The sequence below is a fragment of the Arthrobacter gallicola genome, assembly GCF_014836775.1.
GTDB lineage: Bacteria > Actinomycetota > Actinomycetes > Actinomycetales > Micrococcaceae > Arthrobacter_B > Arthrobacter_B gallicola.
Map to the genome: position 1 here is coordinate 145107 of NZ_JACSQD010000002.1, position 21632 is coordinate 166738.

At 65.9% G+C, this 21632-nt stretch carries 19 protein-coding genes; 10 read left to right on the forward strand and 9 right to left on the reverse strand.

Translation table 11 applies throughout. The annotated features are described in order from the left end of the window. Window positions 1–296: 296 nt before the first annotated feature. Window positions 297–956, reverse strand: coding sequence for a zinc finger domain-containing protein (locus H9639_RS05060; RefSeq protein ID WP_191807052.1), 660 nt, complete (start codon window positions 954–956; stop codon window positions 297–299). Between the two features lie 269 nt (window positions 957–1225). On the opposite strand from H9639_RS05060, the gene H9639_RS05065 reads away from it, so the two are divergent. The 5 genes from H9639_RS05065 (at window position 1226) to H9639_RS05085 (ending at window position 7428) form a co-directional block, all read left to right on the forward strand. Further along, window positions 1226–2704: a fumarylacetoacetate hydrolase family protein gene (locus H9639_RS05065; protein WP_191807053.1), complete on the forward strand. Its 1479-nt coding sequence runs from the start codon at window positions 1226–1228 to the stop codon at window positions 2702–2704. Beyond that, window positions 2701–3396, forward strand: coding sequence for a GntR family transcriptional regulator (locus H9639_RS05070; RefSeq protein ID WP_191807054.1), 696 nt, complete (start codon window positions 2701–2703; stop codon window positions 3394–3396). Before H9639_RS05065 ends, H9639_RS05070 begins: the two co-directional genes overlap by 4 nt. Before the next feature lie 41 nt (window positions 3397–3437). Continuing rightward, entirely contained in the window at window positions 3438–4955 is a 1518-nt protein-coding gene (gene hpaE, locus H9639_RS05075) for a 5-carboxymethyl-2-hydroxymuconate semialdehyde dehydrogenase (protein ID WP_191807055.1), read from the forward strand. 25 nt (window positions 4956–4980) lie between these two features. Continuing rightward, window positions 4981–6057 carry a 3,4-dihydroxyphenylacetate 2,3-dioxygenase gene (gene hpaD / locus H9639_RS05080; protein WP_191745525.1) on the forward strand — a complete coding sequence of 359 codons (1077 nt, stop codon included), beginning with the start codon at window positions 4981–4983 and terminating at the stop codon, window positions 6055–6057. Between the two features lie 789 nt (window positions 6058–6846). Continuing rightward, a complete protein-coding gene (locus tag H9639_RS05085; protein WP_191807056.1) occupies window positions 6847–7428 on the forward strand; it encodes a dihydrofolate reductase family protein in 582 nt (193 codons plus the stop codon). Window positions 7429–7804: 376 nt separating this feature from the next. Here H9639_RS05085 and cynS read toward each other — a convergent pair whose 3' ends face one another. Then, window positions 7805–8275: a cyanase gene (gene cynS, locus H9639_RS05090; protein WP_191807057.1), complete on the reverse strand. Its 471-nt coding sequence runs from the start codon at window positions 8273–8275 to the stop codon at window positions 7805–7807. A 39-nt stretch (window positions 8276–8314) separates the two neighbouring features. Then, a complete protein-coding gene (locus H9639_RS05095; RefSeq protein ID WP_191807058.1) occupies window positions 8315–8980 on the reverse strand; it encodes a carbonic anhydrase in 666 nt (221 codons plus the stop codon). Window positions 8981–9092: 112 nt separating this feature from the next. Between H9639_RS05095 and cynR the strand changes: the two genes are divergently transcribed. Further along, entirely contained in the window at window positions 9093–10007 is a 915-nt protein-coding gene (cynR, locus tag H9639_RS05100) for a transcriptional regulator CynR (protein ID WP_191807408.1), read from the forward strand. Between the two features lie 15 nt (window positions 10008–10022). Here the strand turns inward: cynR and H9639_RS05105 are convergent, their stop codons facing one another. After that, window positions 10023–10619: a TetR/AcrR family transcriptional regulator gene (locus H9639_RS05105; RefSeq protein ID WP_191807059.1), complete on the reverse strand. Its 597-nt coding sequence runs from the start codon at window positions 10617–10619 to the stop codon at window positions 10023–10025. Between the two features lie 126 nt (window positions 10620–10745). Here H9639_RS05105 and H9639_RS05110 point away from each other — a divergent pair, with 126 nt between their 5' ends. The 3 genes from H9639_RS05110 (at window position 10746) to H9639_RS05120 (ending at window position 13336) form a co-directional block, all read left to right on the forward strand. Next, on the forward strand, window positions 10746–11711 hold the full coding sequence (locus H9639_RS05110) for a DUF5692 family protein (RefSeq protein ID WP_191807060.1): 966 nt from the start codon (window positions 10746–10748) through the stop codon (window positions 11709–11711). 198 nt (window positions 11712–11909) lie between these two features. Next, window positions 11910–12905 (forward strand): magnesium/cobalt transporter CorA, encoded by a 996-nt coding sequence (corA, locus tag H9639_RS05115; protein ID WP_191807061.1) that lies wholly within the window; start codon window positions 11910–11912, stop codon window positions 12903–12905. Between the two features lie 11 nt (window positions 12906–12916). Beyond that, window positions 12917–13336, forward strand: coding sequence for an META domain-containing protein (locus H9639_RS05120; protein ID WP_191807062.1), 420 nt, complete (start codon window positions 12917–12919; stop codon window positions 13334–13336). 144 nt (window positions 13337–13480) lie between these two features. On the opposite strand, the gene H9639_RS05125 is transcribed toward H9639_RS05120, so the two are convergent. The 3 genes from H9639_RS05125 to H9639_RS05135 form a co-directional block, all read right to left on the reverse strand. Next, window positions 13481–14752 carry an MFS transporter gene (locus H9639_RS05125; protein ID WP_225219239.1) on the reverse strand — a complete coding sequence of 424 codons (1272 nt, stop codon included), beginning with the start codon at window positions 14750–14752 and terminating at the stop codon, window positions 13481–13483. A 175-nt stretch (window positions 14753–14927) separates the two neighbouring features. Next, window positions 14928–16274, reverse strand: coding sequence for an MFS transporter (locus H9639_RS05130; RefSeq protein ID WP_191807063.1), 1347 nt, complete (start codon window positions 16272–16274; stop codon window positions 14928–14930). Between the two features lie 353 nt (window positions 16275–16627). After that, entirely contained in the window at window positions 16628–17128 is a 501-nt protein-coding gene (locus tag H9639_RS05135) for a DUF456 domain-containing protein (RefSeq protein ID WP_191807064.1), read from the reverse strand. 583 nt (window positions 17129–17711) lie between these two features. On the opposite strand from H9639_RS05135, the gene H9639_RS05140 reads away from it, so the two are divergent. After that, window positions 17712–18932, forward strand: coding sequence for a hypothetical protein (locus H9639_RS05140; RefSeq protein ID WP_191807065.1), 1221 nt, complete (start codon window positions 17712–17714; stop codon window positions 18930–18932). A gap of 66 nt (window positions 18933–18998) precedes the next feature. On the opposite strand, the gene H9639_RS05145 is transcribed toward H9639_RS05140, so the two are convergent. Together H9639_RS05145 and H9639_RS05150 are read right to left on the reverse strand one after the other, a co-directional pair. Further along, entirely contained in the window at window positions 18999–19907 is a 909-nt protein-coding gene (locus tag H9639_RS05145; RefSeq protein ID WP_191807066.1) for an SDR family oxidoreductase, read from the reverse strand. Between the two features lie 250 nt (window positions 19908–20157). Further along, window positions 20158–21360, reverse strand: a complete 1203-nt coding sequence (locus H9639_RS05150; protein ID WP_191807067.1) for a multidrug effflux MFS transporter — start codon at window positions 21358–21360, stop codon at window positions 20158–20160. Window positions 21361–21632 lie beyond the last annotated feature (272 nt).

Consider the following 21632-nt stretch of genomic DNA (forward strand, 5'->3'; position numbering starts at 1 on the left):
CGCCGACGAGTAGCTAACCGCAGTCAAGGACAATCCCGGGGGTCTGGGTTACACAGATGCCGAGACTATCGATGAAATGATGCTGGGTGTCTAGTGCTACGGAGACGATGTAGCTGATGCATGGTATGCGTGGATGCCGCCGCCCAGGGAATTCAGGTACCCTGGTCCCGGTCAGCCACACAATCCCGGAGCCGCCTCCATATGGCATGGAGTCACAGCAAGCAAACCTAACTGCCACACGGTACCGTTGGCAGACTCCAATGCACCCCGGTGGATAGCACGCCTTTAGCTCCTTGTCATCGCTCCGTGCTGCGTGGCCTCTTCGCGTGGTTTTTGGCCGGGTTGTGCGCCAGCGTCAACGATTTGGCGTTGGTACGGCAAACCTCCCCGGCCGGCGATCCGCACGTGGGACAGTCATGGGAAAGATCCATGGTCATCAGCAAGTCGCGCTCGTACCCTTCGTAGAATTCATCCGGCATGCTGGCCGTCGCACGTTCAATGGCTGCTTCAACCTTTGCTTGGTTCTTTACCAGAGCTCGGTGGAACTTGGCAGCATCTCCGACAGCACTCATCACCTGTGGAGCTTCGTCCCAAAGCAGCAGTTGAAATGTCGGGAAGGGCCGCGGACCGCCGAAGTCCCCGTTGAGAAGAACCGATCCAGCAGCTCGCGCCTCCGCAATCTGAAGCATCTCCAGATAATGCAGTTCCAGCTCACTCGCCGCGGTCCCCACAACGCTCTTCCTGAGCCCTTCTGTACCGTTCTGCACAAGGGCTTTCTGAATGTAAACACCGCTGCCGAAGTAACCGTCCATGTGATCGACATCCAGACGGGTGCTCTGGCCAATATATGACCAGCCGTCTATGGCGTTGTCGGTCCGGAAGACATAGCCGACCGCACCCGGTTCGATAACCGCCTCGTTACTGATCGTTTCCCCATTCCGCGGTGCCAGAAGCATCCACTCTACGGAAAGAGACCACCAGCCCGCCTCAGGGAGGGACAGAGACAAGCCGTAGCCACCCAATAGCCGCAAGAGTATGCCCTCGTTGTGCAGTGGAGACCCATGAAGGGACGGTATAGCCACACCTAGCTGACACGTGTCAGCTAGGTGTCGGCTTACCTCGTTGCCCAACACATGTGGATTCCTTGTGCACCCAGACCTTGACGTGACCCACCCCACACGGCACACTGGATCGTATACGATTTCGTACTTGATCCAGGAGTGAGATGTCCACGAGCAGCACCGCCACACCGGAGACACTGGCACAGGCCGGCAAGGTCATCGCCGTCCACATCAACTACCCAAGCCGGGCAGCAGAACGCGGACGCACCCCGGAACAGCCCTCATACTTCCTGAAGCCCAGCTCCTCCCTCGCCCTCACCGGAGCCACCGTGGAGCGCCCGGCCGGCTGCGAACTGCTCGGCTTCGAAGGCGAAATTGCCCTGATCATCGGCAAGACCGCCCGCCGCGTCTCCGTTGAAGACGCCTGGAGCTACGTCGGCGGCGTCACCGCCAGCAACGACCTCGGCGTGTACGACCTCCGCTGGGCAGACAAAGGCTCAAACCTCCGCTCCAAGGGCGGCGACGGCTTCACCCCCGTGGGCCCGGCCATCCTCGACGCCGCCACCGTGGACCCCGCCGCCCTGCGCGTTCGCACCTGGGTCAACGGCGAACTCGCCCAGGATGACACCACCGAAGACCTGCTCTTCCCCTTCGCGCAGCTGGTCGCCGACCTCTCCCAGCTCCTCACCCTCGAACCCGGAGACCTGATCCTCACCGGCACCCCCGCCGGCGCCTCCGTGGCCGTCCCGGGCGACGTCGTCGAAGTTGAAGTGGACTCCTCCTCCACAGGGCAGACCACCGGGAAACTGACCACCACCGTCACCGAAGGCACGACGCCGCTGGCTCCCTTCGGCGCGCAGCCCAAGATCGATGACAAGCAGCGCGAGGAAGCCTGGGGCTCCGCCGAGAAAGCGGGCCTCGCACCCGCCCAGGAACCGGCGTCGGCTCTCACTCCGGAGCTGAAGGCCAAGCTCGAATCAGTCGCCACTGCCACTCTCAGCTCGCAGATGCGCGCCCGCGGCCTGAACAACGTCTCCATCGACGGCCTCACCGGCACCAAAACCGGCCGCAAGGTAGTTGGCACCGCCCGCACCCTGCGCTTCGTGCCCAACCGCGAGGACCTCTTCAAGTCCCACGGCGGCGGCTACAACGCCCAGAAACGCGCCATCGACTCCGTCCGCGAAGGCGAAATCCTGGTCATGGAAGCCCGCGGCGAAAAGGGCACCGGCACCCTGGGCGACATCCTCGCCCTGCGCGCCAAGCACAACGGCGCCGCAGCCATCATTACCGACGGCGGCGTCCGCGACTACTCCACTGTGGCCGGCATAGACCTCCCCGTCTACTGCGCCAACCCGCACCCTGCAGTCCTCGGCCGCCGGCACGTCCCCTGGGACACGGACATCACCATCGCCTGCGGCGGCTCCACCGTCCAGCCCGGCGACATCATTGTGGCCGACGACGACGGCATCCTGGTCATCCCACCGGCCATCGCCGAGGAACTGGTGGAAGCCTGCATCAAGCAGGAACACCAGGAAGAGTTCATCGCCGAAATGGTGAAGGCTGGTCACGGCGTCGACGGGCTCTACCCGATGAACGCCGCGTGGAAGGAAAAGTACGAGGCCTGGGCGGCGGAACAGGCGTGAACAGCGTCCCCACCAACCGTGCCTCGTCCAGCGCTGGCACGGTGAGCAAGGCCGAACAGGCCTACCAGACGGTCCAGTCGAAGATCGCCTCCGGTGAATACGGCCCCGGGTACCGTCTGGTGCTCGGCCGGATCGCCGCGGACCTGGGCTGCTCCGCCGTCCCGGTTCGGGAGGCGATCCGCCGGCTGGAGGCCGAAGGCCTGGTCCGGTTCGAGCGGAACGTCGGCGCCACGGTCACCGGCATCGACCCCACCGAGTACCTCTACACCATGCAGACCCTGAGCCTGGTGGAAGGGTACGCGACGGCGCTCTCCGCACCGCTCGTCACGGCGGAGGACCTGGCGAAGGCGAAGGCCATCAACGCAGAAATGCGCGGCTGCCTGGAGCACTTCGACCCGGTCCGCTTCACCGCCCTGAACCGGGACTTCCACTCCGCCCTGTTCACCAACTGCCCCAACCCGCACATCCTGGACCTGGTCCACCGCGGCTGGAACCGGCTGGGCGCCCTGCGCTCCTCCACCTTCAGCTACGTTCCCGGCCGGGCCCAGGACTCGGTTGCCGAACACGATCGCCTGCTCGAATTGATCGAGGCAAAGGCCGACGCCGGCACCATCGAGGCCGCGGCCCGCGCCCACCGGATCGCCACGCTCGAGGCCTACCTGAAGCACTCCCCCGCCAGCTCCACCCCGTAAATCGAACCCGAGACCAGACCCCGCATCAAAGGAGACGCCCCATGGCTGAGCACTACATCCCGGAGAACCTTCCGACCCACATCCAGCACTTCATCAACGGCGAATTCGTGGACTCCATCAACGGCGCCACCTTCGACGTGCTGGATCCGGTAACCAACCAGAACTACGCCACCGCCGCCGCGGGCCAGAAGGAAGACATCGACGCTGCCGTCGCTGCCGCCCGCGAAGCCTTCGTCAACGGTCCGTGGCCCAAGCTGAAGCCGCGCGAGCGCTCCCGCATCCTCAACAAGATCGCCGACGCCGTCGAGGCCCAGGAAGAACGCCTGGCGGAGATGGAAACCTTCGACACCGGCCTGCCCATCACCCAGGCCAAGGGCCAGGCCCGCCGCGCCGCAGAGAACTTCCGCTTCTTCGCGGACCTGATCGTCGCCCAGTTCGACGACGCCATGAAGGTCCCCGGCAGCCAGATCAACTACGTGAACCGCAAGCCGATCGGCGTCGCCGGCCTGATCACCCCGTGGAACACCCCGTTCATGCTCGAATCCTGGAAGCTTGCCCCGGCGCTGGCCACCGGCAACACCGTGGTGCTCAAGCCCGCCGAGTTCACCCCGCTCTCCGCTTCCCTCTGGGCGGACATCTTCACCGAAGCCGGCGTTCCGGCCGGTGTGTTCAACCTGGTCAACGGCCTGGGCGAGGAAGCCGGCGACGCACTGGTGAAGCACCCGCAGGTTCCGCTGATCTCCTTCACCGGCGAGACCACCACCGGCCAGACCATCTTCCGCAACGCGGCGGAGAACTTGAAGGGGCTGTCCATGGAGCTCGGCGGCAAGAGCCCGTGCGTGGTCTTCGCGGACGCGGACCTCGACGCCGCCCTGGACTCCGCCCTGTTCGGTGTCTTCTCCCTCAACGGCGAGCGCTGCACCGCCGGCTCCCGCATCCTGGTGGAGCGCCCGGTCTATGACGAGTTCTGCGAACGGTACGCCGCGCGCGCAAAGACCATCGTCGTCGGCGATCCCCACGACCCGAAGACCCAGGTGGGCGCCCTGGTGCACCCCGAGCACTACAAAAAGGTCGCATCCTACGTCGAAATCGGCAAGACCGAAGGCCGCCTGCTGGCCGGCGGCGGCCGCCCCGAAGGCCTGGAAGAGGGCAACTACATTGCGCCCACCGTCTTCGCCGATGTGAAGCCCGACGCGCGGATCTTCCAGGAGGAGATCTTCGGCCCCGTCGTCGCGATCACCCCGTTCGACACCGAAGAAGAAGCCCTGGAACTGGCCAACAACACCAAGTACGGCCTGGCCGCCTACATCTGGACCTCCGACCTGACCCGGGCGCACAACTTCGCGCAGAACACCGAGGCCGGCATGGTGTGGCTGAACAGCCACAACGTCCGCGACCTGCGCACCCCGTTCGGCGGCGTGAAGTCCTCCGGCCTCGGCCACGAGGGCGGCTACCGCTCGATCGATTTCTACACCGACCAGCAGGCCGTGCACATCACGCTCGGCAAGGTCCACACACCCAAGTTCGGCAGCGACGACGCCGCCAAGACCGACGCCTAACCCCCGCTCTGTTCAAAGGAGAACCATGAACGCCAACCCCAATCCGATCCCCACGCCGTCCATCGCTCCGCCGGACATTGTCCGCTGCGCCTACATGGAACTGGTGGTCACGGACCTGGCCAAGTCCCGCGAGTTCTACGTGGACGTCCTGGGCCTGCACGTCACCGAAGAGGACGAGAACACCATCTACCTGCGCTCCCTCGAGGAGTTCATCCACCACAACCTGGTGCTGCGCAAGGGACCGGTCGCCGCCGTCGCCTCCTTCGCCTACCGCGTGCGCACCCCGGAAGACGTGGACGTTGCCGAGGCGTACTACAAGGAACTGGGATGCCGCACCGAGCGCCGGGCCGAGGGCTTCACCAAGGGCGTGGGCGACTCCGTCCGTGTGGAGGACCCGCTGGGCTTCCCGTACGAGTTCTTCTACGCCGTGGACCACGTGGAACGCCTGACCCAGCGCTACGACCTGTACTCGGCCGGCGAGCTGGTCCGCCTGGACCACTTCAACCAGGTCACCCCCGACGTCCCCCGCGGCCGCGGCTACCTCGAGGACCTGGGCTTCCGAGTCTCCGAGGACATCAAGGACTCCGACGGCGTCACCTACGCCGCGTGGATGCACCGCAAGCACACCGTGCATGACACGGCGCTGACCGGCGGCGACGGCCCGCGCATGCACCACGTTGCGTTCGCGACCCACGAGAAGCACAACATCATCCAAATCTGCGACAAGATGGGCGCCCTGCGCATCTCCGACCGGATCGAGCGCGGCCCCGGACGCCACGGCGTCTCCAACGCGTTCTACCTCTACATCCTGGATCCGGACGACCACCGCATCGAGATCTACACCCAGGACTACTACACCGGCGACCCGGACAACCCCACCATCACCTGGGACGTGCACGACAACCAGCGCCGCGACTGGTGGGGCAACCCCGTTGTCCCCTCCTGGTACACCGAGGCTTCCCTGGTCCTGGACCTGGACGGCAACCCGCAGCAGGTTGTGCCGCGCACCGACTCCTCCGAAATGGAAGTGACCATCGGCGCGGACGGCTTCTCCTACACCCGCGGCGACGAGACTGACTTCAAGGTCGGCTCGCAGCTCTAGTTTTCGCGCGAACAGCCGGTAATCGAAGAACCGACGTACGACGGCGGGAGGGACAGTTTTGGCTGTCCCTCCCGTTTTTGTTGGCGTGGGGGTCGGGGGCCTGGCCCGTCTGGGGTCGGGGGCCTGGCCCGCGCTTCCGACTCTCTGTTGCTGCTGTAACCAGATGTGACCACTCCAGATAACAACCGTCACGAAAGGTGGGAAGGGCGGGCACACTGCCGGTTTGCGGGGCCGAAAGGCTGACGAGCCGGACGCCCGGGGGCTGGCCCAGAGCTGGCCGGGGTGCCGCGCGTCGGCTGACTGGGGCTGCCTAGGGGCTGGCCGGGGTTGGTCGGCGCTGGGTTCGGCCGCCCGGCCCGCGCTTCCCACTCTCTGTTGCTGCTGTAACCAGATGTGACCACTCCAGACACAACCCTCACAAAAGGTGGGAACGCCGGGCACATGCTCCGGTTTGCGGGGCCGAAACGCTGACAAACCCTACGCACGGGGGCTGGCCCAGAGCTGGCCGGGGTCTTGGCCCGTCTGGGGTCGGGGCCTGGCCCGCCTGGGTCGGGGCCTGGCCCGCGCTTCCCACACTCTGTTACTGCTGTAACCAGGTGTGACCACTGCAGCAACAACCATCACTAAGAGTGGGAAGGGCGGGCACGTTGCCGGTGTCCACAGCGGAATAGAACCGGACGCCCGGGGGCTGGCCGGGGTGCCGCGCGTCAGCCATACTTACGGCCTGACTCCCGCACTCCCCACCCGCACCACACCCCCACGAGCCCCACCACACCCCCAGGAGCACCCATGGGCAAGGTCGTTCTCTACGCTTCAGTGTCAGTTGACGGATTCATCGCGGACGCCGATGACCAGCCCGGCCCGCTGTTCGACTGGCTGGTCAGCGGAGACGTGCCGCTGGACGAGAGCGGCGCCTTGAAGGTATCGCAAACGTCCTACGACTACACACGGGCGTACTGGGACCGGATCGGGGTGACGGTCGCCGGCCGTCACGTGTTCGACCAGACGGATGGCTGGGGCGGGGAACCCCCGGGCGGGATTGACCACGTGGTGGTCGTGACGCACCGGCCGCCGCCGGAGGACTGGGACACCGCAGCCCCTTTTTCCTTCGTGAACGGCATCGCAGCAGCAATGGACCGGGCACAGGAGCTGGCGGGTGAGCGCACCGTGGAAGTTGCCGCCGGCGACGTCGGCGGGCAGGTCTTCGCTGCCGGCCTGGTGGACGAGGTGCGGATGGACGTCGTTCCGGTGGTGCTGGGCTCCGGGAAGCGCTACTTCGGCTCGGTCAACGCCCAGCACCTGCTGGAGGACCCGGATGTGGTGCTGAGGGGCAACCGGGTCCTGCACCTGAGCTACCCGGTCCGCCGCTGACCCCTTGGGTTCCGGCCTGGGTTCCGGGGCAGCGTTCGAGGGCCGCGTCCCGGGGCCCGGGCCGGGTTCCGTGGCAGCGTTCGAGGGACCGGGTCCCGGCGCCCCGTCCCGGGGCCGAGCCCACGACGACACGGGTTCCCACTGTATGTATCCTCCCGTGATTGGTGGGGTCACATCAGCCACGGGCGTTTACAAAGATTGGGAACCCGTGTCGGTCCGCCAGCCAGCCCACCCGTTCGGCCCAACCCGTTCGGCCGGGCGGCCCAAACCGTTCGCCCCAACCCGGGCGGCCCAACCGTTCGGCCGGACCGTTCCGCCGGAACCGCCGGGGCTCCAGGGTGGAACCGCCCGGCTGGACCAGGTGGGAACCCCCGGCTTAGAACGGCTTGGTCGGGAGGTACTTTCCGTCCAGGGTGATCACGGCGCGTGAACCGCCCTCGGGATCTTCAACCTTCTTGATGTCCAGCTTGAAGTTGATGGCGCTGATGATGCCGTCACCGAACTGCTCGTGCACCAGGGCCTTCAGCGTGGATCCGTAGATCTGCACCATTTCGTAGAAGCGGTAGATGGTGGGGTCGGTGGGGACGCCGCCGGGGATGCTGCCGCGCAGGGGAATGGTCTGCAGGATCATGCTGGCGTCCTCATCCAGCCCCAGCTTCTCGACAACGACGTCGGCGGCTTCCTTGGGCAGCGCGTGCTGGCCCAGCAGCGCGGCAGTGACGAAGGCAAGGCTCAGGCCTGTGCCGTCGGTCAGGTCCTGCCAGCTGAGGTTCCTGCGCATCTTGGCGTCAACGATGGCGGCGGTCAGCTCTTCGCGCGGGCCCTGGGTGTTCTGGGAGTGAATCATGGGAGTTTTTCCTTCTTCTTGTGGGGGTTGAGGGGGAAATCAGGCGGCCGGTGCGGCCGCGGCCTGGGTGGAGGTCGCGCTGGCGTGGGGGTTCTCGGCCAGGGAAACAAAGTTCCCGCTGGAACCGTCAAGGGTGTCGATGGAGCCGCTTTCAATGTCATATACCCAACCGTGAAGGGTCACCCGCTGCTGATCCAGTGCCAGGGACACCGAGGGGTGGGTCTTGATGTTGTTCAGCTGGGCCAGAACGTTCCCGCGGACCATTCCGTCCAGCCGTTCCTTGGCTGATTCATGGGTGCGGGCCGCGTTGACTGCCTTGGCGGCGTCGGCGTGGGCGAGCCAGCTGGCCACGGCCGGCAGGTGTCCCATATCGGCGTCGGTGGAAATGGCAGTCATGGCGCCGCAGTCGGAATGGCCGCAGATAATGATGTCCGTGACGCCCAGGACGGAGACCGCGTACTCCACACTGGCCGTGACACCACCGGGCTGGGGGCCGTTGGCGGGAACAATGTTTCCGGCGTTGCGGATCACAAAGAGGTCGCCGGGTTCCTGCTGGGTGAGCAGCTCCGGAACAACCCGGCTGTCGGAGCACGCGATGAACAGGGCCTTGGGTTTCTGGGAAGTGGACAATTCTTTGAAGAGGTCTGAGCGCTGGGGGAAAGCTTCCCGCTGGAACTTCAGAACGCCGTCGATGATCTCTTGCATGGGCCGTCTCCTTGTTGATAGTCGAGCACCTCAAGACTGACGGAAATCAGCGATAGTGTCCAAGAATCAACTACGATGGTTTCGATAGCAAAAACCTATAGTTGGAGACGTGATGCTGCAGCAGATCCGTTACCTCACCGCGGTGGTGGAGTACGAGAACTTCACCCGGGCGGCGGAAGCCCTGCGCGTGTCGCAGCCCACGCTCTCCCAGCAGATCAAACAGCTGGAGAAGCAGCTGAATGTCCAGCTGCTGGACAGGTCCGGCAGAAGCGTGCGGCTGACGGACGCCGGTGAGAACTTCCTGGGCTACGCCCGGCGTGCGCTGCAGGAGCTCGACGCCGGCACGCGGGCAGTGCACGATGTGCAGGATCTGAGCCGCGGTTCCCTGCGCCTGGCGGTGACACCTACGTTCACCGCCTATCTGGTTGGCCCGCTGATTGAACGCTTCAACGTCCGCCACCCCGGGATCACCCTGAGCGTGCAGGAAATGACCCAGGACCGCATCGAGGCAGCGCTGGCGGCGGACGCCCTGGACCTGGGCATCGCTTTTTCCCCGGCGCATTCTTCCGGCATTGAAGCCAAGGCGCTGTTTGTGGAGACCCTGGGATTGGTGGTGGGAAGCCACCATCTCCGCGCCGGCACAGCTGCTCCGATGGCCCTGCAGGAGGTGGAGCAGGAACGTCTGGTCCTGCTCAGCAATGACTTTGCCACCCGGCGGCACCTCGACACATATTTCCGGGACCACGGCATTGTTCCCCGCATAGTGATCGAGGCGGATTCCATCAGCGCAATCGTGGAAATTATCCGCCGGGGCCAGCTTGCCGCCCTGCTGCCTGAAGGTATTACCCGAACGCAACCGGGGCTGCATCCGGTGGATCTCTCGCCGGCCATACCGCACCGCACTGCCGCCCTGCTCCGGCGCGAAGGCGCCTACCAGAGTGCGGCCAGCCGCGCTTTTGGCGAGCTGGCACTGGCTTGGGACGAGTCCAGCGATGAGTCCGGCGGCATCCCGCGCACCGAACGCTGAGCTCACAGCGGCCAGTCACACCCCGCGGCGGGCCCGCGCATCGAGCCGGCGGACGGACTCACGTACGGCACCGTGGAGCATAATTTCCAGGTCGCCGACCACGCGATAGGGGTGTTCGACCATGCCGTCCGCAACCCACCGCAGCACGACGGCGAGCACGGCCGAGGTATAGAAGTCGACCACCAGCACACGGTCTTGCGGGCGCACCGGTCCGCCGCCGTTCTGGTCCATCACAGCCTCGGTGACGGGCCGCATCTGCCGAAACAGGAAACGCTCGAGTCCGGGCTGGCCCACGCCGTCGAGCACCCCGAGCGTCGATGAGCGGTTGTCGCGCATGTAGCGCATGAGCCGCACAAGTCCGTCCGCCCATCCCACCTCAACCGCGAAGGCGCGGACCTGGCGGGCAACTTCGGTCTCGAACACCCAGGCCGCGAGGTGCCGCACGTCGGGGAAATGGTAGTAGAACGCCTGGCGGGTCAGCCCGCAATCGCGGGTCAGTTCTGTAACCGTCACCTTGTCGAGCGGCTCCGTGCGCAGCCGGATTTTAAGCGCGGCCGCCAGAGCCACCCGCGCGCTCTCATGCCGATGCGCTTCCGTGCCCTCATCGCTCATGCCTGACGGTACCACCGGGGTTTTTTGGACACATCGCAACAGGTGTCTAACGGCCCGGGATGCGGCCCTTCTTATCGTAGAAACGACGGCACGCACGTCGCGGGCCGCGAAGGAGAGGTCCCCAAGATGTTCCTGTTCGAATCCATTCCCTGGTATTCCTGGGCGATGTTCGGCGTCGTCCTGGTTGCCCTCATTGTGCTGAACGAAGTGACGCGGCGCTGGAAGTGGGCCGGTCTAACCTTCTTCGTGGCGCTGCCTATCCTCCTGACCGTATTCGTGTGGCCCACGACGGCCGGAGAAGGCTCGTCCACAGGCACCTGGTTCCACTGGGTGAAGGTGTACTCGGCACTGCTCGGGTGCCTGGGCTTTATGCTCATCCGGTACGTCCCGCGCTTGGCGAAGAACCGCTGGATGCTGATGTTCCCTGCGCTGATCCTGGCGATCAACATCGCCGAGGCGGTCATCCGCGACTTCGAGGTGGCCGGCCTGCAGGGCATGCACGACGGCGTTTTTATGGTCGGCGGTCCGTGGAACTACATGAACGCCATCGCCGGCATCCTGAATCTGCTCACCATCTGTGGTTGGGCGGGCATCATCGTCTCACGCGACAAGTCGAGGGACATGATCTGGCCTGACATGATGTGGTTCTGGATCATCGCCTACGACCTGTGGAACTTTGCCTACGTCTACAACTGCGTCGGCGACCACTCGTTCTACGCCGGTGCGGCACTGCTCATCTCCTGCACCATCCCCGCGTTCTTCCTCAAGAAGGGCGCATGGCTGCAGCACCGCGCCCACACACTGGCGCTGTGGATGATGTTCACGATGGCGGTCCCAACATTCGTGAGCACCTCACCGTTCGCCGTCGACTCCTCGCACAACCCGACCGCACTGTTCGTCGTGTCTGCCCTCTCGCTGGCAGCCAACATCGCCGTCGCGGTCTACCAGGTGTTCATCATCGTCAAGCGGCGCCGCAACCCGCTGCGCGACGAGCTATACACCCATCTCCCCCAGTACCGCGAGGTACGCGACGCGAACCTTCCCGGGGAATCCGCCCTGCCGAAGACAGCGGGCCGACGGGTCAGCGTCTAATCCCGTTCCGCTCCGCCGGCTCCGGCGGGTGCGCAGCAAACACCACGCGCCGTGGTCGGGCCACCCTGGCCCGGCCACGGCGCCGCCGTATGCCGAAGTCTGCCGAGTCGCATGCGCGGCATTGCCGTCGACGACGGATAATGGTCAGTGCCCCTCGGGGCAGCCCCCGGAGAGGCCGGACGGGCCGAAGGAGGAACAGTGACGCTCGTCGACAACGCGGTGTACGTGGACGGCAAGCGCCTGCACAGTCCCGAAACGCTCGAGGAAACGTTCGAGCTCACCCGCAAGTCCGGCGGCATGGCATGGATCGGGCTGTACCGGCCGGACAACGTGGAGCTGCTCGCTGTCTCCGAGGAGTTCGGCCTGAATCTGCTGAGTGTGGAGGACGCCCTCTCGCTGCATCAGCGGTCCAAGCTGGAGCAGTACGGTGAGCAGCTGTTCGTGGTGCTCCGCCCCGCCCGCTACCTTGACGACGTCGAACGCGTGGAACTCGGTGAGCTGCACCTCTTTGTGGGACCGAACTTCGTGGTGACGATCCGGCACGCCGAATCCCCGGATCTGGCCCGGGTCCGCAAACGCATGGAGCGGGACGAACCGCTCCTGGCCCTGGGTCCGCACGCCGTGCTCTACGCGATCCTGGACCAGGTGGTGGACGAATATGCTCCGGTGGCCGTCGGCCTGGAGAACGACATCGATGAGATCGAGGATGAGCTCTTCGGCGGCGACGCGGAAGTCTCCCGCCGGATCTATGAGCTCTCCCGGGAGGTGATCGCCTGCCAGCGGGCCATCACACCGCTGGAATCCGTGGTGGGCGAGCTGCAGCGCAATCCCGGCGGCTACGGCATGCCGGACGAGCTCAAGGACAACCTGGGCGATGTCCTGGACCACGTCCTGCGCCTCACCGACCGGATCACGTCCTACCGCGCGCTGCTGGACAATGCCCTGCAGCTCAGCTCCACGCTGGCCTCCAACCGGCTGGCGGAAACGTCCATTGCCCAGAATGAACAGACCAAGAAGATCTCCGCCTGGGCCGCCATCCTCTTCGCCCCCACCCTGGTGGGGACCGTGTACGGAATGAACTTCGACAACATGCCCGAACTCAACTGGGAACTGGGCTACCCCATGGCCCTGGGCCTGATGGTGGTGCTGGGCATCATGCTTTACGCCGCGTTCAAGCGGAACAACTGGCTCTAGGAGGCCCCGTTATGCGTCCCCGTTACCTCATCCTTGCGCTGGCCCTGACACTGGGGGTTTCCGCATGCGCCACGGATGCCGGCTCAGGTTCAGCCGGTTCGGATTCCCCCTCGTCCAAACCGTCCGCCGAGGCACCCGCCACATCCGCCGCGGAGGTGGAAGGCACCTGGGGGAACCCGGATGAGATGCGTGAACCGTCGCTGAATCTCGGCTCCGATGGGCGGATCAGCGGCACGGACGGCTGCAACCGGCTCCTGGGCAGCTGGACGTTCGAGGACGGCAAGGTCCACTTCTCCGAAATGGGCATGACCATGATGGCCTGCCCCGACGTCGACCAGTGGCTCAGCAAGGCCTCCACGGCTGTGCCGGAAACTGACACGCTGCGGATTTACGACGCCGGCGGCACGGAGATCGGCACCCTCACCCGATAGCGGGGCTGGGTTTGCAGCGGGGCTCGCCCGGTAGCGGAGCCGGGCCGGCTGGCGGAGCCGGGCCGGCTGGCGGAGCCGGGCCGGCTGGCGGAGCTGGGCCGGCTGGTCCAGCGCTCAGGCAGCGCAGCTTCAGGCAGCGCGGCTTCAGGCAGCGCTGATGACCCGGTTCCGGCCGGCGAGCAGGCCCATCAGCGCCAGAATGGCCATGATCCCGGCCGTGACCAGGAGCGGAAGAGTCCAGTCTCCGCTCAGTTCCCGCAGTCCGCCGAACAGCACCGGGCCCATCGCGCCCAGGCTGTAGCCGACAGACTGTGCCATGCCGGAGAGTGAGGCCGCCTGCGGGTAATTCACGCTGCGGAGACTGAACAGTGACAGGGCAATCACGATGAGGCTTCCGCAGCCCACCGAGCCGAGCAGGACCCACAGCAGGGTGAGGTCCGGGGCAAGAGCCAGCCCGAGGAACGTGGCCACCATCAGTGCGCCGCTGATAAAGGAGATCAGCCGCTGGTCCGAGCCCCGGTGCAGCAGGGCCCCCGCAGCGAGGCTGGCAAATACGTTGACCAGCAGGAAGACCGAGAGATGAATGCCCGCTGTCGTCGCGGACACCCCGTGGTCCTGCTCGATCGTGGGCAGCCAGGCCATCAGGACGTAGAACGCGACCGACTGCAGCCCCATAAAGAACGTCACCTGCCAGCCCAGCGCTGATCCCCACGGCGACCGGTACGTTTGCTCCGCCACGGCGGCCTGCTTGGTGCCCGACGGGCGGCGGCGCAGCCAGGGCAGCAGGACAGCCATCGCGATGAGCGCCACGCCAACCCAGATTCCGAGCCCCAGCCGCCAGCCCGCCGGGGATGTCTGTGCCACCGGCACGACGACGGCGGCACCGACCGCGGCGACCCCGGCCTGCACGGCCGTGTAGTTGCCGGTGATCTGGCTGACCTTCAGCGGGAAGTCCCGCTTCACCAGCGACGGCACCAGGACGTTGAGGAAGGCGATGGCCAGTCCGATCATCGCGGTGCCGGCCCAAATGAACCCGGGCACCGGGAGTGAGCGGAAGACGATTCCTGCCGCGAGGATGAGCAGGGACACCCACATGGTCCGGTCCAGGCCCAGCCGGGAGGCGACGCCGGGGGCCATGGGTGAGAAGACCGCGAAGGCGATGAGCGGGAGACCGGTCAGGAACCCGGCGGCGGTGGTGGTCAGGCCCAGGTCTTCACTGATGTTTGACAGGACGGGCCCAACGCTGACGAACGATCCCCGCAGGTTGGCAGCAATCAGCAGGACGCCAATGAAGGCAAACCCGAACCGTGCAGTGCGTTCCCGCTTTTGAACTTCCCGTGAGGTGCCCAGCATCGTTGCGTCCTTCCGTGTTTCGGAGAACCCGCGCTGAACCGCCACCGGCGTCAGCGCAGGCATCAACGTCAATGTCTATCACGTCACACGGGTTGCGTCCGGCCGGGGCATGCCGGCCGCCGCCGTCGTCGTCTCCGCTCCGGTCCGGCGCCGGGAACCGGAGACAGAAAACCGGCCCCTTGACGCTCCAAAGGGCCGGTTCCTGCTGTTTCTTTGTGGGGGGTGGGAGGAGGTTTGGTTAGCGCGCCTGCGGTGCCCGGTGGGAGTCCTCGACGCCGAGGTCCGCACCCTTGGTTTCCTTGACCATGGTCACTGCAGCAAAGGAGATGACGCACAGGACCATAATGTAGATGCCGATCGAGCCGGACCAGCCGGTCTCATCCAGCAGCAGCTGGGCGATCATCGGGGCGAACGCACCGCCGAGGATGGCTCCGATCGCGTAGCCAATGGAGACGCCGGAGTAGCGGACACGGGCCGGGAACATCTCGGCGTACAGTGCGGACTGCGGACCGTAGGACAGACCCAGGCCGATGGTCAGGATGAAGATCGAGAGGCCAAACAGGAACACATTGGCGGTATCGATCAGCAGGAACATCGGGATGGCCCAGAGGAACACCCAGGCGTAACCGATCTGGAAGGTGCGGACGCGTCCGATCTTGTCCGAAAGCATGCCGCCGTACATCGTGAAGATCAGCCAGCCGAAGGAGCCGACCGTTGTGGCCAGTAGCACCGCCGGACGCTCCATGCCCAGGGTTTTGCCGGCGTAGGAGGCGAAAAACGCGATGACCAGGTAGCCGGCTGCGTTGTTGGCAATGAAGATGAGCGCGGCCAGGATGACTTCGCGGGAGTTGTACTTGAACAGCTGGCCCAGCGGAGCGGAGGATTCCTTCTTGCGCTGCTGCATCTCCTTGAAGACCGGGCTCTCATCGACCGAGCGGCGGATGAAGTAGCCAACAAAGATCAGGACCACGGAGAAGAGGAACGGGATGCGCCAGCCCCATTCCAGGAACGCCTCGTCGGACATCACGCTGGAGAGCACGAACATCACGAAGGTCGCCAGGATCATGCCGACCGGAACACCGATCTGCGGGTAGGCGCCGAAGAAGCCTCGCTTATTGATTGGTGCATGCTCCACGGAGAGCAGTGCGGCACCGCCCCATTCACCGCCGGCGGAGAATCCCTGCAGGACGCGCAGGACCAGCAGCAGGATCGGTGCTGCGACGCCGATCTGACCGTAGGTGGGCAGCACGCCGATCAGTGCCGTGGCTGCGCCCATCATGATCAGGGTGAAGACGAGCATCTGCTTGCGGCCCAGCTTGTCGCCCAGATGGCCGGCGACGACGGCGCCGAGCGGGCGGAACAGGAAGCTGATGCCAATGGAGGCCCAGGCAACGATCTGCGCCAGTGCGGTGCCTTCGCCAACGGGGGCAAAGTACAGCGTGGCCAGGACCAGGCCGGCGGCCTGGGCGTAAATGAAGAAGTCGTACCACTCGATGGTGGTGCCCACCAGGGTGCCCGCAAGCACCTTGCGTTCCTCCCGGCTCATCCGCTGGGACGGCTCAGCAGACGCGCTTTTTGTAGTCATTGAAACTCCGTTGTCTTATGGCTGGGGGGTCAGGGGTATTACTGAAAGAACGGTCGGTAACCAGTCGCCCCAAGATACCGTGAACTGTGACGGGCAACACAGCTTTTTCTTTTTGTGACAGGGCTCGGCCCGCGCGGCCGATCCTTGACTGCCGGGGTGAATCACTGAACTTTGGCGACTGCATCCGAGGAGTAATCGTTGGGGCGTTGGGGCCGATTTATTCAGGGCGTTCGATAATCGAACGTCAATTCCGTATAAAGAACTACGGGGACTCTACTGGAATGTGACACGGCGCACAAGATTTACGCGTGGGGTCGATTTTGGATGCCTGCCCGGTGTGGCGGCCGGACACGCTAGCGGGTGGCGAAGTGGACCCAGACGCCAATGATCCAGGCTGTTCCCGCCGCGAGCGCGAGCGCCAGTTCCACCAGCAGCCCCAGCCCGGTTGCCTTCAATGCCGCCCAGGATGAGGAGGCGGCCGCGGAAAGACTGCGCTGGCGGGCAAACTCACTGATCAGCAGGCCCCCGGCGAAGCCAACAATCAGCCCGACGACGGGAATCACGAACATGCCGGCGATCCCGGCAATGAGGCCGATCAACACTGATCGGTTGGGGATTTGCCGCTGCTTCAGCCGCCGGCCTGTAAGGACGGCACTGGCGGACATGCCGGTGAGGGCAAATAAGGCACCGAAGGCGAAGGACCACCAGCCCGCACCGCTGCTGACACCGATGGCCCAGCCCAGGAACGTGAGCAGAATCAGGATGCTGCCCGGGAGCACCGGCACCACAATGCCTGCCACACCCACGGCAATCAGCAGGCCGGCGACGACTGTAATAAAAAGGTCGGTGTCCATGAAGGACAGTCTTTCATCTGCTGGCTCCGCCGGGGCCAGCGGACTTGGAGGTCCGGCGGGCTCGCGGGCCGGGAGGTCCGGCGGGCTCGGGGGCCAGGAGGTCCGGCGGGCTCGGGGTCGGGAGCCTCGGGGCCGGGAGGTCCGGCGGGCCCGGGGCCGGGAGCCAGCCAGCCAGCCACACCGTGACGACACGCGTTCCCACTGTTCGTTGCTGCAGTGGCAGTTGGGGTCACACCAGTCACGAGAGTTTACAGAGCGTGGGAACGCGTGTCGTCAACGCGGACCGTGCTGCCCAGCCTTCCCACCAAATGTTGCCGGTGTTACCTACGGGACCCCACCAGCCACAAGGGACACATAGTCTGGGAAGTTTGGGCCGCCACCTCCTCCCGCACCTGCCCACGCCGCATCCGGCCCCAGTCGCCCGCAGCCCCACGGTGCCCTACCCCCTCCCTCCCAGCCCGCCCCCTCCCCCAATAACCCCTGCCGCCCCTCACCAGCCGCCCGCCAAAACGGCCGATACAGTAAGGTTGCTTATGAAGTCATCGTCTTCAGTCAGCCAGCACTCGACGGCAAGGAGCAGCAGATGAGCACAGAGTCAGGCAGCACGGCCGCAGGCGAACGCCGGCGGCGGGCAGAGGATATCGCCTCAGGTCAGGGCGGCAGCGCCGGCAGTAACCCGGAAGGCAGCGAGCCGGACGTGACACGCCCGCTGAACACCAGTGGAGCCACTGATCCCCGGAGGAACGACACCGAGGTACTACGGGAGGGCCACGCCCGGCACAACGACACCGAAGTCATCAGCACCGACGGCCCGCGGGCAAACGACACCCGGGTCCTCAACACCGACGGCCCCAGGCACAACGACACCGAAGTCCTCAACACCGGCAACGGCCGGCAAAATGACACCGAAATACTCGGGCACAGCGGCGCCCGGCACAACGACACCCAGGTCCTGGGTACTTCCGGGGCCGGCGCCGGGACGGCAGCTGCCGGAACCAGGACCGCCAACGCCCGCGCGGCGGCAGCAGGCAACCGGGCCACTGACGGCACCCGGGCCGACGCCGAAGTTACCGGCACGCGCGACCCCAACGATTCCGCTTACAGAACGGACCATACGGATTACACCGAGGACACGCGTGCGGACGGTAACCAGCCGGATCGGAACCGCCGCGAGTCCAGCACCCAGACACGGCACGCCGGCCGCGGCCCCCGCGCCCAGGGCCTGCCCAACCGCGAGGGCCTGCTGGCCGCGGAACGGGAGCGTTTTGGCGGCATCAAATTCGGCGCCGCGTTCTTTGGCTGGCTGACGGCCACCGGCATGGTCGTCCTCCTGTCCGCCGCCGCGGCAGCGATCGGAGCCGCCGTCGGCGTCTCCACGGACACGGACCTCGGTGCGGCGCTGGAGCAGGCGGCAGCAAACCAGTCCGCCGGACTGACCGGGGCGATCATCACCCTGGCTGTACTGCTGCTGGCGTACTACGCCGGCGGCTATGTGGCCGGCCGGATGGCACGGTTCAACGGCCTGAAGCAGGGCCTCGCCGTGTGGCTGTGGGCGCTGGTCGCGGCCGCCGTCGTTATTGTTCTTGGCCTGGTTTTCGGCAACGACATCCGCAGCATCACCCAGCTGAACTCTGTGGCTCCGCTGCCGGAGGACCTGGGTGACATCTCCTTCGGAACCTGGCTGGCTGTGGCTGCGAGCCTGGTGGTCAGCCTTATCGGCGCCCTGCTGGGCGGCCTGGCAGGTATGCGCTTCCACCGCCGTGTGGACCGCGCCCATTTCCCTGCAGTTCAGGAAACCGACTAAAGCACCACGAAAAACGGGGCCGTCTCCACACAGTGGAGGCGGCCCCGTTTGGCGCTGATGAGCAGGTTAGGGGCTGGGCATCCCGCCGTTGACGTTGAGGGTTTCACCCACCACGTAGCTGGATTCCGAGGAGGCGAGGAACACGTACGCGGGTGCGAGCTCGGTCGGCTGTCCGGCGCGGCCCAGCGGGGTGTCCTTGCCGAACTCCGGCAGGGCATCCTTGGGCTGCCCGTCGGAAACCTGCAGCGGGGTCCAGAACGGTCCCGGCGCGACGGCGTTCACCCGGATACCCTTGGGCGCCAGCTGCTGGGACAGGCCCTTGGTGAAGTTGTTGATCGCTGCCTTGGTGCTCGCGTAGTCCAGCAGGTGCGGGGACGGGCTGTACGCCTGAATCGACGTGGAGTTGATGATGCTGGAACCTGCGGGCAGGTGCGGCAGTGCTGCCTTGGTGATCCGGAAGAACGAGTAAATGTTCGTCTTGAACGTGTCATCGAGCTGCTCATCGCTGAGGTCCTCAAGACTCTCCACCGCGATCTGCTTGCCGGCATTGTTCACCAGGATGTCGAGGCCGCCCAGGCCGTCGACCGCGTCCTGCACCAGCTGCGCGCAGTAGGCTGCGTCCCGCACGTCGCCGGGGATCCCGACGGCGGTGCGTCCGGTTTCCCGAATGACCTCCATAACGTGGGCGGCGTCCTCTTCCTCCTCCGGGAGGTAGGCCAGGGCGACGTCGGCCCCTTCCCTCGCGAAGGCGATGGCCACTGCCGCGCCAATGCCGGAATCAGCTCCGGTGATCAGCGCCTTGCGCCCCTGGAGCCGGCCGGTGCCGCGATAGGAATCCTCGCCGCGGTCGGTTTGGGGTTCGAGGTCTGCGTCGAGGCCCGGTTCCGGCTGATCCTGCTTGGGCGGCGAGATGGACGGATACCGGGTGACCGGGTTCTGGAAGGTGTACTGGTCCGCATTCTGTTCATTGGCCATTGAGTATTCCCAACTTTCCACAGTTTATGGACGTGGAGCCGCTTGCGGCGGCCCGCCAACCATTTAGGTAAGCATACTTAGTACCCTATGGCGGAGGCGGGGCTGGGTTCAAGCCGGGCTGACGCGCTAGCAAGAAGCGCTAGAAGAAGAGGCCGAGGAAGCCAACACTGATGCTCCCCACCAGACCAATGATGAGAAGCCAGACGATGGGCGTGCGGTACTTATTCATGTGTCGCATGGTCCGCCCAGTCTACGCGGGATGCCGCCCGCGGGTGAGGGCAACCGCGGCACCGGCCAGCAGGGCAGATCCGAGCATCACCAGGGCCAGCGGCAGTGCCGAGTTCTCGCCGGCAAGCCCGGTCAGCGGGGACACCGCGGCGCCCATCAGGAACTGCGCTCCGCCAAGAACAGCGGAGCCGCTCCCCGTGGCTCCCGCAGCCTCTGCGAGGGCCAGGGCTGTGGTGTTTCCCATGATGAACCCGAGCGAACAGACCGCACAGAACAGCGGGATAACCAGCAGCAGCGGCGGCACTCCGGTCAGCACCAGAATGAGCATCGCAGCTGCCGCCCCGGTCAGCACCGCAACGGCCCACACCACCATCCGGCGGGCCGGAACCCGGCGGGCCAGGCGGGCCGCGATGAACCCCGCACCCACCATTCCGGCCGCGTTCAGGCCGAACATCAGGCCGTAAACCTCCGGGCTCAGGCCCATGAGGCTCTGGTAGACGAACGGGGACGCCGAGATGTAACCCATCAGCACGCCGAAGGAACTGGCAAAGAGCAGAACGTAGCCGGCGAACCGGCCTTGGCGCAGCACGCGGCCCAGCCCGGCAAACGCCGGCCCCTGCGACCGCTTCCCTACCGGCAGCGTCTCCCGCACCACGGCTGCGGCACAGGCGAACATCAGAGCGGCAATTCCGGCCAGCGTCCACAGCACTCCCCGCCAGCCCCACACGCCGGTCAGAATCCCACCCAGCACCGGCGCCAGGACGGGAGCAACTCCGCCAATGGTCATCAGCAGGCTAAAGGTGCGGGCGGCGGCGGCACCGGAGGTCAGGTCGGAGGCCACGGCCCGGGCAATCACCGGCCCTGCGGCAGCGCACAGCCCCTGCACAAACCGCGCCGCGATCAGGACCTCCAGGTTCGGCGCGATCGCACAGACCACCGAGGCAAGGACGAAGGCGCCGGACCCCAGGAGCAGCGGACGGAACCGGCCGTACCTGTCGGACAACGGACCGAAAGCCAGCTGGCCCGCAGCCATGCCGATCAGGAACGCCGTCAGAGTCAGCTGAACGCCCGACGCCGAGGCCCCGAGCTCCCGGGCGATCTCGGGGAAGGACGGCAGATAGAGGTCCGTGGTGAACGGGCCCGTAGCGGCCAGGAACGCCAGCACCAGCAGCAGGCCGGTGCCCAAGGGAGCATTATTGGCTCGCGGGGAGGAGGTGGGAGACACGTCCTGATCCTACGGACCGGCACCGGGACCGGAGAATCCGTTACGCGTGTCCCGCTGGGGCCAACCGCCGTTCGGCGGGCCGCATACCGCCGCGCCGCCCGCGACAGGTCGTCCCCGCGGTAGGCCGTCCCCGCCGCATACCGCCGCGCCGCCCACCGCCGTCGGCCATCACAGCCCGGACAACCCACGGCAGGCCTAGTGGGACAGGCGGAGGCAGGGCAGACTGGGCAGAAGTTTCGACTCCCGGGCCCCCTCAAGAGGGTCCCGACAGA

Coding starts and splice junctions, on each gene's coding strand:
- H9639_RS05060 (WP_191807052.1), bottom strand. CDS start 956: ATGCTTCTGGCACCGCGGAATGGGGAAACGATCAGTAACGAGGCGGTT.
- H9639_RS05065 (WP_191807053.1), top strand. CDS start 1,226: ATGTCCACGAGCAGCACCGCCACACCGGAGACACTGGCACAGGCCGGC.
- hpaE (WP_191807055.1), top strand. CDS start 3,438: ATGGCTGAGCACTACATCCCGGAGAACCTTCCGACCCACATCCAGCAC.
- hpaD (WP_191745525.1), top strand. CDS start 4,981: ATGAACGCCAACCCCAATCCGATCCCCACGCCGTCCATCGCTCCGCCG.
- H9639_RS05085 (WP_191807056.1), top strand. CDS start 6,847: ATGGGCAAGGTCGTTCTCTACGCTTCAGTGTCAGTTGACGGATTCATC.
- cynS (WP_191807057.1), bottom strand. CDS start 8,275: ATGATTCACTCCCAGAACACCCAGGGCCCGCGCGAAGAGCTGACCGCC.
- H9639_RS05095 (WP_191807058.1), bottom strand. CDS start 8,980: ATGCAAGAGATCATCGACGGCGTTCTGAAGTTCCAGCGGGAAGCTTTC.
- cynR (WP_191807408.1), top strand. CDS start 9,093: ATGCTGCAGCAGATCCGTTACCTCACCGCGGTGGTGGAGTACGAGAAC.
- H9639_RS05105 (WP_191807059.1), bottom strand. CDS start 10,619: ATGAGCGATGAGGGCACGGAAGCGCATCGGCATGAGAGCGCGCGGGTG.
- H9639_RS05110 (WP_191807060.1), top strand. CDS start 10,746: ATGTTCCTGTTCGAATCCATTCCCTGGTATTCCTGGGCGATGTTCGGC.
- H9639_RS05120 (WP_191807062.1), top strand. CDS start 12,917: ATGCGTCCCCGTTACCTCATCCTTGCGCTGGCCCTGACACTGGGGGTT.
- H9639_RS05125 (WP_225219239.1), bottom strand. CDS start 14,752: ATGCCTGCGCTGACGCCGGTGGCGGTTCAGCGCGGGTTCTCCGAAACA.
- H9639_RS05130 (WP_191807063.1), bottom strand. CDS start 16,274: ATGACTACAAAAAGCGCGTCTGCTGAGCCGTCCCAGCGGATGAGCCGG.
- H9639_RS05135 (WP_191807064.1), bottom strand. CDS start 17,128: ATGGACACCGACCTTTTTATTACAGTCGTCGCCGGCCTGCTGATTGCC.
- H9639_RS05140 (WP_191807065.1), top strand. CDS start 17,712: ATGAGCACAGAGTCAGGCAGCACGGCCGCAGGCGAACGCCGGCGGCGG.
- H9639_RS05145 (WP_191807066.1), bottom strand. CDS start 19,907: ATGGCCAATGAACAGAATGCGGACCAGTACACCTTCCAGAACCCGGTC.